This window comes from Microbacterium sp. AISO3, from assembly GCF_002204305.1.
Lineage (GTDB): Bacteria > Actinomycetota > Actinomycetes > Actinomycetales > Microbacteriaceae > Microbacterium > Microbacterium arborescens.
Map to the genome: position 1 here is coordinate 84,560 of NZ_NHRF01000003.1, position 14,237 is coordinate 98,796.

Sequence of the window (14,237 nt, forward strand, 5' to 3'; positions counted from 1 at the left end):
AGGTCAACCATCGGGAGGGCGCATGAGGAAGCACTGGACCATATGGTCGGCATCCGTCCTGGCTCTCCTGACCCTGATCGTGGTTCTCGGCAACGTGCTCCCTCCCGACTCACCCGTCACGACTTTCGTCACCTTTGCGACCATCATCATCTCAAGCGGCGGGCTGTACTGGCTGCACCAGAAGCGGAGCCGGACGCGCGAGAAGAGCGGTCACAGCGAATGATGGCTGCGCCCCGTCAGCTCACGAGCCCCGGCTTCATCACGGGAGCCATCGTGTACGTCACGATCATCGTGACGTTCGTGGTCCTCGGGGCCACCAATTTCGGTCGCGGAAACGACGATGCACCGCCTGTCCTGCCGTCGGACTTCCCGCGCCCGACCGTCACCGGGACCGTGGGCCCCTGAGAACGGCCACGCTCGTCCCCTCGCGGGGAGGGAATCTGGGCGCTACGGGCGAACCCGAGCCCCGCGTCCGTCGAAGACGACGACGTCGTCGTGCTGCAGTTGGCGTCCGCGGCGCCGGTCGACCTCGCCATTGACCGTGACGAAACCGTCGATGATGGCTTCCTTCACGTCTCCGCCCGAGTCGAGTAGGCCCGCGAACTTCATGAACTGGCCGAGGCGGATGCCGTCGCTCCCGATCGAGACGTCGATGATCCGGGGAGTTTCAGCCATGCCGAAATGCTAGCCGAGCGCTACGGGCGCAGAACCAGGATGTCGCCGGGCTGGATCTCCACCGGGGGCATGAACTTGCCGTTGTACGCCATCACGGTGACGTAGTCGATGCACAGGCGATCACTGATGCCCCACGCCGTGTCGCCGGACGCCACCGTGTAGGTCGAGATCTCGCCCTCATCATTCAGCCCGACCTCGCCAGATGCGTAGGGCGCCGGGCCGAGGTCTGTGATGGTTCCGCCGAGTCTCGCCGCGGGATTGCCCGCATCGTAGGGATGAATCGCGGCCCACGTCGGGCAATCGCCCGGCCCTGTGGACGGGATGGCGATTCCACCACCGATGTCTTGATACCCGGGGAGCTCATCCTCGGTACCGACAGGAGACGTCGTCTCGACGGCAGCATCTGTCGGCGGACCAGCCGGCCCCTGATCCGTTGCCATGTGCTCGACAGACGCCCCGGAGTCGGAGGCGGCGGAGCTTGAGAAGGATGCGAAAGCCGGCGCGGCCATCGCGACAAGGCCGGCGACCGCCAGAGCGGAGACGCCGAGCAACACACCTTCGCCCTTGTTCATTGCTGAGGAGGCTATCCGACACTCGTGTCGACGCGCCAGAGCGTCCGAACATCCAATCCGGCGAGACGGTTACGGTCGAGACCGTCACGCCCGTAGCGTTGTCGGCACGATGGCGAGCCAGCGCCGCAGACGTCGACACAGCGTCAGTCGGGTCGCGTTCATCCGTTGCCATCGATCTCGCCTATCCCCACCACAGCGCCGTCATACCTCAAAACAACACGTTCGCCATCGTCGCTTACACCCCGCAAATCAGTCCACGTCCCACACATACGCACGAGCTCCGGCGCGATTCCCGGCGGCGGTCTGATCGACGTTTTCCCCCGTCATCAGAAACACCGACACCACCTTCGACGAGTTCCAGTGGAAGCGAGTTTCTTCCGGCGGCTGCGAGACGTTCGAGCTGAACCGCGCGTTCACAACCGACCGCGCCGGGGAACTTTTCCGGGTCGTTGCACGAATCAACCGGGTCAACGAGGTCGTCGCCGGATACCTGCGTCAAGCAGGTCCTCGCGGTCGATATGAGCGTGCCGGCGGGAGTCGCGTGAGCGTCATCCGGGTGCTCGTCGTCGACGATCAGGAGCTTCTTCGTCGCGGCCTGCGAATGATCCTCGAGACCGACAGCGGCGTCGAGGTGGTCGGCGAAGCGGAGGACGGTTCGCGGGCGCTCGCGCTCATCCCGACCGTCCGCCCCGACATCGTGCTCGCGGATGCGCGCATGCCGGTCCTGGATGGATTGGCGCTCGTCCGAGAGTGCGCGGTGCATCATCCGGGTCTGCCCGTGCTGGCCCTTACGACGTTCGACGACGCGGAACTTGTCCGGTCGCTGCTCGAAGCGGGCGCCGCGGGATTCCTTCTGAAGGATGTCTCCCCGGACCGACTGCTCGACTCGATCAGGCAGGTCCTGAATGGCGGCTTGGTCATCGACCCGCGCGTCGCACGCGTCGCGCTCAGCCGTGACAGCGGTGTCGCTCCCCCGCTCTCACCCGAGCTGACGCAGACGGAACAGGCCGTCGCCGAGCTGCTCGCGCTCGGGCTACCGAACGCGGAGATCGCGGCGCGCCTGCACCTCGCTCACGGCACCGTGAAGAACGCGGTCTCGGCGCTGCTGAGGAAGCTGGGACACAGTGACAGGACGTCGCTGGCGTTGGAGTTGGCGCGCGGGAGGTGAGCGCAACCAGGGCTCCGTTCGGGAACCGCTCGGGCGCGCTCGCTCGGGTCAGGCGCGGCCCGCTTGCAGGCCGACATCGATGACAGATCTCATGTACTCCCGGAGACCAGGGTCACAGACGTACACGTACGTCCCCAGAATCCCGCGCGTCAGCAGGACTCCGTAGATGTTTTGGACGAGCGCGAGGAGATCCGCATCCGTCGTGCGCCGACCGAGCTGGCTCAGGTTCTCCTTGCCCTTCCTATCGCGGTACGCAGCGCGATCCACCGCGACTCGTCCGTCATAGCGCAAATCGTTACCGATGATCACGCCGGTGTAGTTGAGGTCGTATCCCTGAACCGTATGGATGGATCCCACCTCCTCCAGCGACCCGGGAGAGTTGATCCAGTCCTTGTCAGTGCGATTCCACGTGAACGGGATCCCTTCCAGCTCGAAGTCGGATCCCGGTTTGTTCCCTCGTGTCCTCCAATCCCAGGCGTAGCCGGCCACGAGACGGGCAAGCCCAACCTCGCGGTCGCGCTCGCGGATCGCATCTTGCATGCCCGCGACGCTGTCGAAGAACCTCAGATCGTATTTGCCGAAGTCAGGGCGGTCTCCCGCCCGCAGCTCGCCTCGCAGCAGCTGACGAGTGAACCCGACATAGTCGGCATCCGCCCTGACGCGCATCTGTCTCGCTAAGGGGAACCACCGCTTGTCTCGCTGCGCGTCCCTGATCTCGGTGTCAAGCACGTCACTCGGGAGATCTGCCGGCCGGACACCCTGCCGCTCGTCGATGAGCAAGATCTGGTGACGGCTTTGCGCACGGACCCAGTCGAGTTGAGTCTTGGTCGTGTCGTCCAGTCCGAAGAGCCGTGCGTTGATCTCAGCGAAGTCCCGGTTTCGGATGCCCGACGACTGATTCGCGCGACGATTGAGCCGGTGCGTTTCGTCCACGATCAGTAGGTCGAACGGCACCGTCGACTTGCCCACATCGAAGGGGTTGAGAACGAGCTCCTCGCTGACCTTGGGGGTCTTCCGAAAGACCTTCTTGATCGAGTCGCGTAACGACTGCTGCGGGACGACGAGCCCGATACGGACGCCCCTCAGCAACTCCCGGTTCTCAGGAACGAAAAACTCCGCAAAGAGGGAATCCTGTTCGACTTCATCCGCGTCGCCATAGTCGCGTATGTCACCCAGCAGCTTCATGAGGAAGATGGCAACGATGGTCTTGCCAGTGCCGGGGTTTCCCTGGATGACGCTGGTGGATCGGGTGCCCGCCGCGAGATCTTCCAGAAGCGCCTCGACGATCTGCTCGACGGCAATCGCTTGCTCATGCGTGAGGACCTTGAACGGCGAGAGCTTGAATAGATCGGTGTTCTCGATCTCGGGAATGCTCCGCTGAAATAGCCCCTCGGAGCGCAGCTGCTCGAAGACCTCGCGGAAGCCCTCCCGGTACCGTTCCCGCTCGTAGTAGCGCGCATCGATGATGCCCTCGTTGCCGTTGAGAACGGTGAAGTGCCCGTCACCTGCAAGCCAGCGGATGAGATGCGACTCGAGATCGAGGCAAGCTGACTTGTTGGATGCCTCGTCGATCACCACCCGCGATCGGCGCAACGCTGCCTTGGCCGGATTGCGCAGGTGCTGCTCCATCCGCGAGGCAGCATTGATGGTCTCGCCGACATAGACGAGCGGTGGGCCCGGGGCTCCGGCGCTGTCGAGTACATACACGACCGGCCAATTCGTCCGCCGCTCATCTTCAGACGCCCAAGCCCGGACGTTTGACGCGGTGAGGTCGAACTCCTGAATCTCAGAGGGCGTCATACTTGGTGCTCCGTCCCCTCGCCTTGTCGACGGGGTACTTTGCCCGGGTCTCGGCAAGCTTGTCGAGAACGATCTGGTCCAAGTCGAGGCCAAGCCGCTCCGCGAGAAGAGTGCAGTAGGTTACGACATCAGCCAGCTCTTCTCGAACCCGCGTCTCGTCGGCATCGTCGCTCCACTGGAAGCACTCGAGCAGCTCCGCGGCTTCTATTGAGATGCTCTTGGCGAGATTGCTCGCCGTGTGGAACTGACCCCAGTCACGCTCCGCGACAAACTGCGACAACGCTTCTTTCACCGACTCACTCGTCACGGTGTGACGGTACCGCAGGCGGACCCGACTCACGGCTTCGGAGGTCCGGGACAAGCGAGCCAGCGAGTAATAGGTGCCCCTGGAGGGATTCGAACCCCCGACCCGCTCCTTAGGACGGAGTGGCTCTTCCACTGAGCTACAGAGGCTAGGCACCCCAAGTCTAGACGGCCGCGGGCCGCGGCATCCCGTCCCTCCTCAACCCCAGCGCGCCCCGCCCTAAGCTGACCAACGTGACCCGAGATGCCCCAGCCGCCGCGCCAGCGCGCGGGCCGCTACGGACGGCAGTCGGGATCCTCGCCGCGTTCGTCTTCTTCTCCGCCACCATGGCGACCTGGATCGGCGGACTCATTGCGTTCGACGCGCTCGGCATCCCGATGCAGGGCGATGAGTGGCTCGGCTGGGTGCTCGCGGGGCTCATCGCCCTCGCGGTGTGGCCGCTCGCGGGACGGCGAGCACATCGCGAGTTCTGGGCTCACCAGCACCACGGCGGCAGTCCGCCGAGAGCGTCCGTGACGGCACCGGATCGCGCTCTGCGCATCCTCGTCATGGTCGTCGGCGCGGCGGGGCTCGTCGCGCTGTGCGGGCCGCGCAACATCACCCTTGCGCTGGCCGAGGCGTGGCAGATCATCGCTCCGGGCGGACGGTCGTCTAGTGCGCTCCTGCAGCTAATCGGTCTGCTGCTGTGCTTCGTGCTGATGGTTCCGCCGATGCTCATCACACAGCGGAGCCTGCGCCGCACCCCGCGCGATCACCCGGATCGCCTCGGTCTCGAGCTCCGGCAGAACTGGTACGTGTCGGCGACGACCGCGTGGGTCTGCTGCCTGCTGCTCGGGCTGATCGTGAGCTTCGTTCTCGCCAAAACCGTCTGACGCGGTAACCGCCCTCCGACCTTCAGAATCCCCTGGGAGTCGGCGCTCACGTTTGCGTTCGGCTCGGATTCTCGGAATCGTGGCGGGCTCCGCAGCAATCCACGGAAGGAGAGCTTCATGCTCACGCTCACCGAGAACGCCGCCACCGCGGTGAAGAACCTCACCGCCCAGATCCCCGCCGAGACCGGCGGTATCCGTATCAGCGACTCCGGCTCCCCCGAGACCGGCTTCGCCCTCTCCCTCGCCGAGGCCCCGCATAGCGAGGATGCCGTCGTCGAAGCCGACGGTGCTCGCATCTTCGTCGACCCGGCCGCAGCGCTCGCGCTCGACGACCGCGTGCTCGACGCCCAGGTCGACGGAGAGGGCGCGATCAGCTTCGCGCTCGGCGTCCGGGGCTGACACCCCAACAGACTTCGAGAGCCCCGGCATCCGCATCCTCAGCGCGGAGGCCGGGGCTCTCGTCTGTCCGGCTCCGCGCGCCGAAGGCCCCTCGATAGGGTCGAAGGGATGGAAGCCGAGATCATCCCCCGCATCGTCCTGTTCGTCACGATGGCCGGCTCGGGTGCTCTGCTGATCTGGATGGCGCGGGCTGCGGCATCCGGAAAGCTGAAGCGGAACTCGCTCGCTGGCATCCGCACACCCAGCACCAGGGCCAGCGACGAAGCCTGGCGCGCCGCGCACGAGCGTTCGAAAGGTGCGACTCTGCTCACCGGCTACCTGGCGGTCGCGATCGGCGTGGTGTCTCTCGTGCCGATGCCGCCGGCAGCGCTCGGGATCATGGTGCTCGCGGGCGCCGCGCTCATGGTCATCGTGATGATGTGGGGAACCCGCGTCGGAACCAAAGCGGCGCTGGCGGCAACCGAGGCAGCACGATGACGACATCCCCCGTCGAGATCGCGTTGCACGACGATGTCGTCTTGCGGTCGCTCCGCACGGAGGATGCCGCGGCACTCGCCGAGGCCTACCGCGTGAACTCCGAGCATCTCGCGCCTTTCGAGCCCCTCCGCCCGGCGGACTTCACCACCGAGGCAGGTCAGCGCACCGAGATCGCTGCCCTCGTCGCGAGCCGCGAGGCCGGTACGGCGCTCCCCCTCGTGCTTGCCCACGGCTCGCGAATCGTCGGACGAGTGACGCTCTCGGGCATCACCCGCGGAGCCTTCCAGAGCGGCAACCTCGGCTACTGGATCGACCGAAGCTACGCAGGCCGCGGCCTCATGACCGCGGCGGTCAACGAGATCTCACTCCTTGCGGCGGACGAACTGCAGCTGCACCGCATCCAGGCCGGCACGCTCGTCGACAACGTCGCCTCGCAAACCGTGCTCAGAAAGTGCGGCTTCGTCGAGTTCGGAACCGCGCCAGAATACCTGCTCATCGCCGGCCGCTGGCAGGACCACCGGCTGTTCCAGAGGATCCTCGAGCCCTGAGGTCCGGGCGACGGCCAAACGTGGCCCACCTGGCGCTTCGCGCCCACTCGCGGCGTCGATAGCGGCGTGACCTAACAAGCGAATCGCATCGAGCGCCGCAGCGGAGAGGCGGAGATTGTAACGATCGCACATGCCCGCTGTCACGACGCGCAACACGACTCACGGCCGAAATACCGGCACGGGAAAATGAGGCGCGCCATGCCGGCGCGACCCGTCGCGTCACCCTGGAGGATCCCGTGTCTTACGCCGCCCCGCAGCCCGCCGCCTCGAACGTCGACCCGCTCTCGCAGCCCCTTTACGGCGCGAGCTTCGGCCAGGCCTTCAGCCGCTTCTGGAAGAAGTACGCCACCTTCACCGGTCGCGCAAGCCGCAGCGAGTTCTGGTGGTGGTACCTCGCGGCCGCCATCGTGACCGCCGTGCTCTACATCATCGCCGGCATCCTGGGATTCTCCGGCGCCACCTACGACTCGGTGACCGGCGCGGTCGCGCCCGGCCCGCTGTTCGGCATCGGCGCGCTGCTCATCGCTGTCTGGCACCTGGCGACGCTGGTTCCCACGATCGCCCTCTCGTGGCGCCGCCTGCACGACGCGAACCTCGCAGGGCCGTTCTGGTTCCTCAGCCTGGTCGCCGGCATCGGCAGCCTGGTCGTGCTGGTGCTCTGCGTGCTCCCCTCGAACCCCGCGGGAGCTCGCTTCGACCGCTGACCGCAGCCTCGATCACTCCGGGCGGTCGGCGAGCCAGTACAGCGCTCCGTCGGCCGTCCGCTCGAGCACACCGGTGTCGACGGCGTGACGGCGGAAGAACGCGGCATCCGTCACGAACATGCTCAACCGCTCGTTGAGCGCCGGCTCGGTGACTCGTTCGCCCTCGCCGACGACCCGGCGCGCCACGGCCGCCACAGCGGGGTCGAGCTCGTCCAGCGCGAGGTCGCCGGCTGAGATCTGCGAGCCCTGCAGCGAAGTCAGCGAGCCGAGCTGAGCATCGAGCGCGGCGAGCGCCTCATCCAGGAAGCTCTCACTCAGCCGCATGCCGTCATCCGTCCGCTCGGCGATGCCGCTGCGAACGAACGCCTCTGACTGCTCCTCCGCGGATGCCGTCGGCGTCGGCCCGATCAGCTCGGCGAAAGCCACGCGCAGGCGCGGGCTGCGAAGCATCATGACGAGGGAGCGAACCGGACGCAGCGACGAAGCAGACATCCCTCGATCCTCACCGACCGCGGCGCGCGCATCAAGGCGACGAGCTGACCGCGCAGCGCGGGCCATCGGATGTCTGACCTGTCACCTCAAGCCCCCTCACTGCGCCAGAAGGGGCCAGAGCTGACAGGTGAATCCCGAGAGAGCAGAAGCCTAAGCGCGTGCGAACGCGCGCAGCTAGGGGCGTGCACGCAAACCGCGCTTCACCCGGCACCTCGCGCCCCTTTACAGCGCCGGGAGGGGCCAGAGCTGCCAAGTGAACCGACGCGCACGCGTGCCAGCTCGCGCAGCCCAGGGAGGCCAGGCTTCACCTGACACCTCGCGCCCACTCGCAGCGCCAGAAGGGGCCACAGCTGCCAAGTGAACCGACGCGTACGCGTCGTGCGAGCTCGCGCGGCGCAGGGAGGCCACGCTTCACCTGACACCTCGCGCCCCTTCACAGCGCCAGAAGGGGCCGCAGCTGCCAAGTGAACCGACACCTACGCGTGCCAGCTCGCGCGGCGCAGGGAGGCCACGCTTCACCCGGCACCTCGCGCCCCTTCACAGCGCCAGAAGGGGCCGCAGCTGCCAAGTGAACCAACGCATACGCGTGCCAGCTCGCGCAGCCCAGGCAGACCGCGCTTCACCCGGCACCTCGCGCCCCTTTACAGCGCCAGAAAGGGCCGCAGCTGACAGCTGAACCGACGCATACGCGAGCGAACTCGCGCAGCCCAGGGAGACTGCGCTTCACCTGTCACCTCGAGCCCTCTCACAGCGCAAGAAGCGGCCGCAGCTGCCAAGTGAATCGCCTCGCCCCCTACTACTCATCGACCTCACGTGCGCAGCCATCGCGCCGGGCCCGGCGCACTCAGGCTGCCAACTGATCCAGCAGTGACATCAGGTGCCCGCGGGTCAGCGCCGCCGCGCGCTCGCCATCGCGGTCGGCGATCGCGTCGGCGATGCGCTCGTGCACCTCGTGGTCCGCGTCGCCACCACCCGCACCACCCGCAGCATCGCGATCATGGCCTCGCGGCTGCGCGGGGTGAAACCGTCGAACATCTCGAGCAGCAGCGGATTGTGCGACGCGGCGACGATGACCCGGTGGAACGCGGCATCCGTGTCGACGTGCTCCTCGATATCCGAACGGTGGGCGGCGCGCCGATCCAACGCGGCACGGAGCGCCCGCACCTCGGCCGGGGTCCGGCGCACGGCGGCGAGCGCCGACGCTTCGACCTCGATCGCGAGACGCGCTTCGAGCACGGCGCGGATGTCGGCCCGTCCGACGACGCGCGACCAGTCCTCGGGGGCGTCGAGCGCGGCGACGAACACACCCGCTCCCTGGCGTGAGGTCAGCACCCCGCGTCCGGCGAGCTGCCGGATCGCCTCGCGGACGGTCGAGCGACCGACGCCGAGCTGCGGCGCGAGGGTCGTCTCCCCCGGCAGCTTCGCACCCAGCGCCCACTCCCCGGCACGTATCCGCGAGAGCAGCAGCTCGGCGGCCTGGTCGGCGAGGGGTTCTCGGCGAACGGTCGTCATACCCACATCCTCTCATCGATCAGGAAACACCTCAGCTTGTCTGAGGAGTTGTGCTAGCGTCTGGGTCATGCTCGACCGTCACGACCTCCTTCTTCGCCGCCACGGCGGGGCCTAGCCAGACCGGCTCCCCACCGTGGAGCCTCCCCGCGCCGGTCTCCCCTACCGACCAATGCGAGAAGACCCATGACGATCCACGCCTCCACCCGCCTCTCCACGCCCGCGGGCCCCGTCCCCGCCGATGCGCCCGCCTGGAACCGGCAGCGCCAGTCGCAGATGCCGTCACACCGGTACCGTGACGCGTTCGCGCGCGTCGACATCCCGGCGGCAGATCAGGCAACCCAGCGCAGCTGGCCCGCCAACCGCCTCACGTCCGCACCGCTGTGGGTGCCCGTCGACCTCCGCGACGGCAACCAGGCCCTCGCCGAACCCATGGATCCCGAACGCAAGCGTCGTTTCTTCGAGCTGCTCGTGACGATGGGCTACAAGGAGATCGAGGTCGGCTACCCCTCCGCCTCGCAGACCGACTACGACTTCGTGCGGCTGATCGCCGAGACCGATCTCGCCCCCGGCGACGTCACGATCGTCGTGTTCACGCCCGCACGACGCGACCTGATCGAGCGGACGGTCGCGTCGATCCGCGGCATCCGCAACGAGGTCGTCATCCACATGTACACGGCTACCGCACCGGTGTGGCGGGATGTCGTGCTGGGGCGCGACCGCGCCGAGCTGGCAGAGCTCATCCTCGCGGGCGGTGAGGACGTGCTGCGCCTCGCGGGCGACTCGCCGAACGTCCGCTTCGAGTTCTCGCCCGAGGTGTTCAACCTGACCGAGCCCGACTACGTGCTCGAGGTCTGCGACGCGATGACGACCATGTGGGATGCCACGCCCGCGCGCCCCGTCATCCTGAACCTCCCCGCCACCGTCGAGATCGCGACACCGAACGTGTACGCCGATCAGATCGAGTACATGCATCGAAACCTCGCCCGTCGCGATTCGGTGATCTTGTCGGTCCACCCGCACAACGACCGCGGCACCGGCATCGCCTGTGCCGAGCTGGCCGTACTGGCCGGGGCCCAGCGCGTCGAAGGATGCGTCTTCGGCAACGGCGAGCGCACCGGCAACGTCGACATCGCCACGCTCGCGCTCAACCTGCATGCGCAGGGCGTCGACCCGATGATCGACTTCTCCGACATCGATGAGATCCGGCGCACCGTTGAGTACTGCAACCGCATCGAGATCCACCCGCGGCATCCGTACGTCGGAGACCTCGTGCACACGGCCTTCAGCGGCACGCACCAAGACGCCATCAAGAAGGGCTTCGGCGAGCACCGCGAACGTGCCGCCGCGCTCCGGCGCGACGAGCGCGAGATCGACTGGCGCGTGCCCTACCTGCCGATCGATCCCGCCGACCTGGGGCGCAGCTACGACGCCGTCATCCGGGTGAACTCACAGTCGGGCAAAGGCGGCGTCGCGTACCTGCTCGAGACGGCGTACGGCATCGAACTGCCACGGCGCTTCCAGATCGAGTTCGCCCGGCACGTGCAGCGACACACGGATGCCGGCGGCGGCGAGGCCACGGCGAGCGAGCTGTGGGAGCTGTTCCGGACGACCTATCTCGGCGACATCACGACCGGCCCGCGGCTGACGCGCTACGACTCGACGGATGCCGGCACCGAGATCACCCTCACCGTCGGCGGGGTCACGCACACCGGCGAGCACCCCGGAGTCGGACCCGTCGAGGCGCTCACGGCCGCCCTCGCCGAGCACGGGATCGCCATCGAGGTGCTCAGCCTGCACCAGAGCAGCATCGGCAGCGGCACCGATACCGACGCCCTGACCCTCGTTGAGTACCGTGACGGCTCCGGCGTGGTCGCCTGGGCCGCCGGCTCGAACCGATCCGTGCTCGCTGCCACTCTCGACGCGATCATCCGCGCCGCGCAGAGGCCGGCCGAAGCGTCATACTGACCTCGTGAGGATCGCGATCGCCGGCAGCACCGGCACCGTCGGCAAGCTCGTCCACAGCATCGCCACCGAACGCGGACATGACGTCGTCGCGCTCGCGCGCAGCAACGGTCATGACCTCGAGCATGCCTCGCTCCCACCGTCGGTGCTGGACGGTGTCGACACGATCGTCGACGTCAGCGGCATCCAGACGCTCTCGCGGCATCGCTCGCGGCGGTTCTTCGAGAGCGTGTCAGCCAACTTGCAACAGGCGGGAACGGCCGCCGGAGTCGGGCACCTCGTCGCGCTCTCGATCGTCGGCATCGACGGGGTGGATGCCGCCTACTACGGCGGGAAGCTGGCGCACGAACGGGCCGTGCAGCGCGGGGCGCTCCCCCACACGCTGCTCCGCGCTGCGCAGTTCCACGAGTTCGCCGAGCAGACGCTCGTCCGCGGAAAGATGGGCCCGATCACCGTCGTGCCGGCCGCCCGGGTACGCCCGATCGCTGCACGCGAGGTCGCCGAGCACCTCGTCACGCTCGCGGAGGGCGAGCCGGTCGGCCGGGCGCGCGATCTGACCGGGCCGCGCGACGAGCTGCTCATCGACATGGTGCGAGCGCTGCTCGATGCCCGCGGCATCCGCCGCACCACGATCGAGATGCGCCTGCCGGGATCGTTCGGTCGCGCGATGTCGTCGGGGCGCCTGCGCGGGCACGCGAACGCCGAACGCGGCACCGTCACGTTCGCGGAGTGGCTCGCGGCGCAGAGCTGAGGCGTCTGTCGCACCTCGCCCGCCGCATCCGATAAAGCACAAGACTTGTTGCGCAATGCTCCTTGTGCATCTAGCGTTGCGGTTATGACCTCTGCTGACCGCTCCGCCTCTCGACTCGAGACCGCTGCCGCCATGCGCGTGCTGGCACACCCGACCAGACTGCGGCTGCTCGGCCTCCTGCGCGAGAACGGACCGCAGACGGCGGCTCAGCTCGGCGAGGTCGTCGACGAAGCGCCGGGCACGATCAGTTACCACCTGAGCAAACTCGCCTCGATCGATCTCATAGAGCCCGCCGAGCCGCGCAGCGCCGACCAGCGCGAGCGCTGGTGGCAGGCCGCCGCCGCCGAGACGACGTGGGAACCGGCCGAACACCTCGACGACCCAGCCCAACGCGCTGCCTCATCGGCGCTGGAGAAGTCGATCGCGCAGATCTACGCCGCCCGCTACAGCGAATACGTCGACGCGATGCCGACCCTCCCCGCCGAATGGGTCGCCGCCGGCACCACCGGTGACCGCACGCTACGACTCACGCTCGACGAGCTGGCCGCGATGCGCTCCGAACTCGAATCGCTGATGCACCGGTGGCAAGAAGCGAGCGCGCGGCACGACGACGCAGACGAGACCACCGCACCGGTCGCCCTCGTCTACCAGGCCTACCGCCGGCCATGACCACGACCGACTCCCCTGTCCGTTCGGCCGATGCGACGCACCGGCGCGCAGCATCCCGCGCCCTCTACGCCCTTCTGTCGGCGCACGCGATCTCGCAGACGGGCAACGTCATCACGGCCTTCGCCATCCCCTTCTACGTCCTGGCCACGGGCGGCTCGGGCGTCGAGGTCGGGCTGGCCGCGTTCGCCGCGACCGCGCCCGTCATCGTGGGAGGCGTGTTCGGCGGGGTGGTCATCGACCGCATCGGCGGCCGTCGCACCGCGATCGTCGCCGACATCGTGAGCGGTGTGACGGTTCTCGCGATCCCCGCGCTCGCGCTCACGGTGGGCCTGCCCTTCTGGGCTCTGCTGGCGCTCGTCTTCACGAGCGGCGTGCTCGACACTCCCGGACAGATCGCGCGCCGGGTCATGCTGCCCGAGCTCACCGAGACCGCCCGCGTCCGCATCGAGCGGAGCGTCGGGCTCCTCGACGGCTCGGAGCGCCTCTCCAAGCTCATCGGCGCATCCGTCGCCGGCGCACTCGTCGCCCTCCTCGGACCGATGGCGGCGCTCGTCACGAACGCTGTCGCGTTTCTCATCTCGGCTGCGATCACCCGCCTGATGGTCCCGGCAACGACAGTGCGAATGGCCGCCGACGGCGACACGGATGCTGCAGCCCGGCGCTCGTACTGGCGCGAGCTGCGTGACGGGTTCCGGTTCGTCGTGCGTGATCCGCTCATGCGCCTCATCGTCGGCATGGTGCTCATCACCAATCTGCTCGATGCTGCCCGCAGCGCCTCGCTGATGCCTCTCTACGCGAACGCCGAGCTCGGCGGCGCCGGAGCCCTCGCCGTCATCGTCGCCGTCATGGGAGGGAGCGCGCTCATCGGCAACGTCGCGTTCGGCTTCATTGCGCACAGGATGCCGCGGCGCGTGACCTTCGCGCTGTGCTTCCTCGTCGCCGGCGGCCCGTCCAGCGCGGTGTTCGCCCTCGGCGCGCCGTTCCCGGTGCTCGTCGCTGCCGCCGGCATCTCGGGGCTCGCGGCCGGCGCGCTGAACCCGATCCTCGGCGCAGTACAGCTCGAACGCGTCCCGGCGCCCATGCGCGGTCGCGTCTTCGGTCTGATCAACGCCGGCACGTGGGCAGGGGTCCCGCTCGGCGCGCTGCTCGGCGGCATCGCCGCCGATGGCCTCGGTCTCTTCGCGTCGTTCGGCATCGTCGCGATCATCTACACCGTGGTCACGACGGCACCCCTCGCGGGCGGAGCTTGGCGGCTGATGGAACGGCGCCCGAACGAACAGACGGCACTCTAGGCCCCAGCGCCGCGTCTCGCACGTCGTTCCCTATCCGGCA

The 14,237-nt window shown here is 67.9% G+C and carries 18 protein-coding genes and 1 tRNA gene; 12 read left to right on the forward strand and 7 right to left on the reverse strand.

The genetic code is table 11. The features are described from left to right. Positions 1–22: 22 nt before the first annotated feature. Entirely contained in the window at positions 23–223 is a 201-nt protein-coding gene (locus CBF90_RS05505) for a hypothetical protein (RefSeq protein ID WP_088380107.1), read from the forward strand. Further along, positions 220–405, forward strand: coding sequence for a hypothetical protein (locus CBF90_RS05510; RefSeq protein WP_141097134.1), 186 nt, complete (start codon positions 220–222; stop codon positions 403–405). Before CBF90_RS05505 ends, CBF90_RS05510 begins: the two co-directional genes overlap by 4 nt. A gap of 42 nt (positions 406–447) precedes the next feature. Here CBF90_RS05510 and CBF90_RS05515 read toward each other — a convergent pair whose 3' ends face one another. Further along, the gene (locus tag CBF90_RS05515; protein ID WP_023954721.1) at positions 448–675 is read right to left on the reverse strand and encodes an RNA-binding S4 domain-containing protein; all 228 of its coding nucleotides are present in this window, start codon (positions 673–675) and stop codon (positions 448–450) included. 20 nt (positions 676–695) lie between these two features. After that, entirely contained in the window at positions 696–1,247 is a 552-nt protein-coding gene (locus CBF90_RS05520) for a LysM domain-containing protein (protein ID WP_088380109.1), read from the reverse strand. Positions 1,248–1,788: 541 nt separating this feature from the next. Here CBF90_RS05520 and CBF90_RS05525 point away from each other — a divergent pair. After that, positions 1,789–2,415 carry a response regulator transcription factor gene (locus CBF90_RS05525; RefSeq protein WP_088380110.1) on the forward strand — a complete coding sequence of 209 codons (627 nt, stop codon included), beginning with the start codon at positions 1,789–1,791 and terminating at the stop codon, positions 2,413–2,415. Positions 2,416–2,463: 48 nt separating this feature from the next. On the opposite strand, the gene CBF90_RS05530 is transcribed toward CBF90_RS05525, so the two are convergent. From CBF90_RS05530 to CBF90_RS05540, 3 genes are all read right to left on the reverse strand, one after another. Next, a complete protein-coding gene (locus CBF90_RS05530) occupies positions 2,464–4,215 on the reverse strand; it encodes a DUF2075 domain-containing protein (RefSeq protein ID WP_088380111.1) in 1,752 nt (583 codons plus the stop codon). Continuing rightward, a complete protein-coding gene (locus tag CBF90_RS05535) occupies positions 4,202–4,522 on the reverse strand; it encodes a nucleotide pyrophosphohydrolase (RefSeq protein WP_088380253.1) in 321 nt (106 codons plus the stop codon). The genes CBF90_RS05530 and CBF90_RS05535 overlap by 14 nt, the downstream gene beginning before the upstream one ends. A gap of 74 nt (positions 4,523–4,596) precedes the next feature. Next, a tRNA-Arg gene (locus CBF90_RS05540) sits at positions 4,597–4,668 on the reverse strand. Between the two features lie 84 nt (positions 4,669–4,752). Between CBF90_RS05540 and CBF90_RS05545 the strand changes: the two genes are divergently transcribed. The 5 genes from CBF90_RS05545 to CBF90_RS05565 all read left to right on the forward strand — a co-directional run bounded on the left by CBF90_RS05545 (position 4,753) and on the right by CBF90_RS05565 (position 7,519). After that, on the forward strand, positions 4,753–5,391 hold the full coding sequence (locus CBF90_RS05545) for a hypothetical protein (RefSeq protein WP_141097135.1): 639 nt from the start codon (positions 4,753–4,755) through the stop codon (positions 5,389–5,391). A gap of 117 nt (positions 5,392–5,508) precedes the next feature. Continuing rightward, complete coding sequence (locus CBF90_RS05550; RefSeq protein ID WP_023954731.1) at positions 5,509–5,790, forward strand: iron-sulfur cluster assembly accessory protein; 282 nt, start codon at positions 5,509–5,511, stop codon at positions 5,788–5,790. A 108-nt stretch (positions 5,791–5,898) separates the two neighbouring features. Further along, positions 5,899–6,267: an SdpI family protein gene (locus tag CBF90_RS05555; RefSeq protein ID WP_088380113.1), complete on the forward strand. Its 369-nt coding sequence runs from the start codon at positions 5,899–5,901 to the stop codon at positions 6,265–6,267. Next, positions 6,264–6,815, forward strand: coding sequence for a GNAT family N-acetyltransferase (locus CBF90_RS05560; protein WP_088380114.1), 552 nt, complete (start codon positions 6,264–6,266; stop codon positions 6,813–6,815). Before CBF90_RS05555 ends, CBF90_RS05560 begins: the two co-directional genes overlap by 4 nt. Positions 6,816–7,051: 236 nt before the next feature. Further along, on the forward strand, positions 7,052–7,519 hold the full coding sequence (locus tag CBF90_RS05565; RefSeq protein ID WP_088380115.1) for a DUF805 domain-containing protein: 468 nt from the start codon (positions 7,052–7,054) through the stop codon (positions 7,517–7,519). A gap of 12 nt (positions 7,520–7,531) precedes the next feature. Here CBF90_RS05565 and CBF90_RS05570 read toward each other — a convergent pair whose 3' ends face one another. Continuing rightward, on the reverse strand, positions 7,532–8,011 hold the full coding sequence (locus CBF90_RS05570) for a DUF2087 domain-containing protein (protein ID WP_088380116.1): 480 nt from the start codon (positions 8,009–8,011) through the stop codon (positions 7,532–7,534). 888 nt (positions 8,012–8,899) lie between these two features. Then, complete coding sequence (locus CBF90_RS05575) at positions 8,900–9,523, reverse strand: FadR/GntR family transcriptional regulator (protein ID WP_306460396.1); 624 nt, start codon at positions 9,521–9,523, stop codon at positions 8,900–8,902. 273 nt (positions 9,524–9,796) lie between these two features. On the opposite strand from CBF90_RS05575, the gene CBF90_RS05580 reads away from it, so the two are divergent. From CBF90_RS05580 to CBF90_RS05595, 4 genes are all read left to right on the forward strand, one after another. Continuing rightward, on the forward strand, positions 9,797–11,488 hold the full coding sequence (locus tag CBF90_RS05580) for a 2-isopropylmalate synthase (RefSeq protein WP_306460399.1): 1,692 nt from the start codon (positions 9,797–9,799) through the stop codon (positions 11,486–11,488). A 4-nt stretch (positions 11,489–11,492) separates the two neighbouring features. Further along, on the forward strand, positions 11,493–12,236 hold the full coding sequence (locus CBF90_RS05585; protein WP_071917924.1) for an SDR family oxidoreductase: 744 nt from the start codon (positions 11,493–11,495) through the stop codon (positions 12,234–12,236). An 84-nt stretch (positions 12,237–12,320) separates the two neighbouring features. Further along, positions 12,321–12,905 carry a helix-turn-helix domain-containing protein gene (locus CBF90_RS05590; RefSeq protein ID WP_023954749.1) on the forward strand — a complete coding sequence of 195 codons (585 nt, stop codon included), beginning with the start codon at positions 12,321–12,323 and terminating at the stop codon, positions 12,903–12,905. Then, positions 12,902–14,197 (forward strand): MFS transporter, encoded by a 1,296-nt coding sequence (locus CBF90_RS05595; protein WP_023954751.1) that lies wholly within the window; start codon positions 12,902–12,904, stop codon positions 14,195–14,197. Before CBF90_RS05590 ends, CBF90_RS05595 begins: the two co-directional genes overlap by 4 nt. The last annotated feature ends 40 nt before the right edge of the window (positions 14,198–14,237 follow it).

Bases quoted from the DNA above. Each gene is read 5' to 3' on its own strand.
- CBF90_RS05505 (WP_088380107.1), top strand. From the start codon at position 23: ATGAGGAAGCACTGGACCATATGGTCGGCATCCGTCCTGGCTCTCCTG.
- CBF90_RS05510 (WP_141097134.1), top strand. From the start codon at position 220: ATGATGGCTGCGCCCCGTCAGCTCACGAGCCCCGGCTTCATCACGGGA.
- CBF90_RS05590 (WP_023954749.1), top strand. From the start codon at position 12,321: ATGACCTCTGCTGACCGCTCCGCCTCTCGACTCGAGACCGCTGCCGCC.
- CBF90_RS05575 (WP_306460396.1), bottom strand. From the start codon at position 9,523: ATGACGACCGTTCGCCGAGAACCCCTCGCCGACCAGGCCGCCGAGCTG.
- CBF90_RS05580 (WP_306460399.1), top strand. From the start codon at position 9,797: ATGCCGTCACACCGGTACCGTGACGCGTTCGCGCGCGTCGACATCCCG.
- CBF90_RS05515 (WP_023954721.1), bottom strand. From the start codon at position 675: ATGGCTGAAACTCCCCGGATCATCGACGTCTCGATCGGGAGCGACGGC.
- CBF90_RS05570 (WP_088380116.1), bottom strand. From the start codon at position 8,011: ATGTCTGCTTCGTCGCTGCGTCCGGTTCGCTCCCTCGTCATGATGCTT.
- CBF90_RS05520 (WP_088380109.1), bottom strand. From the start codon at position 1,247: ATGAACAAGGGCGAAGGTGTGTTGCTCGGCGTCTCCGCTCTGGCGGTC.
- CBF90_RS05550 (WP_023954731.1), top strand. From the start codon at position 5,509: ATGCTCACGCTCACCGAGAACGCCGCCACCGCGGTGAAGAACCTCACC.
- CBF90_RS05530 (WP_088380111.1), bottom strand. From the start codon at position 4,215: ATGACGCCCTCTGAGATTCAGGAGTTCGACCTCACCGCGTCAAACGTC.
- CBF90_RS05595 (WP_023954751.1), top strand. From the start codon at position 12,902: ATGACCACGACCGACTCCCCTGTCCGTTCGGCCGATGCGACGCACCGG.
- CBF90_RS05555 (WP_088380113.1), top strand. From the start codon at position 5,899: ATGGAAGCCGAGATCATCCCCCGCATCGTCCTGTTCGTCACGATGGCC.
- CBF90_RS05560 (WP_088380114.1), top strand. From the start codon at position 6,264: ATGACGACATCCCCCGTCGAGATCGCGTTGCACGACGATGTCGTCTTG.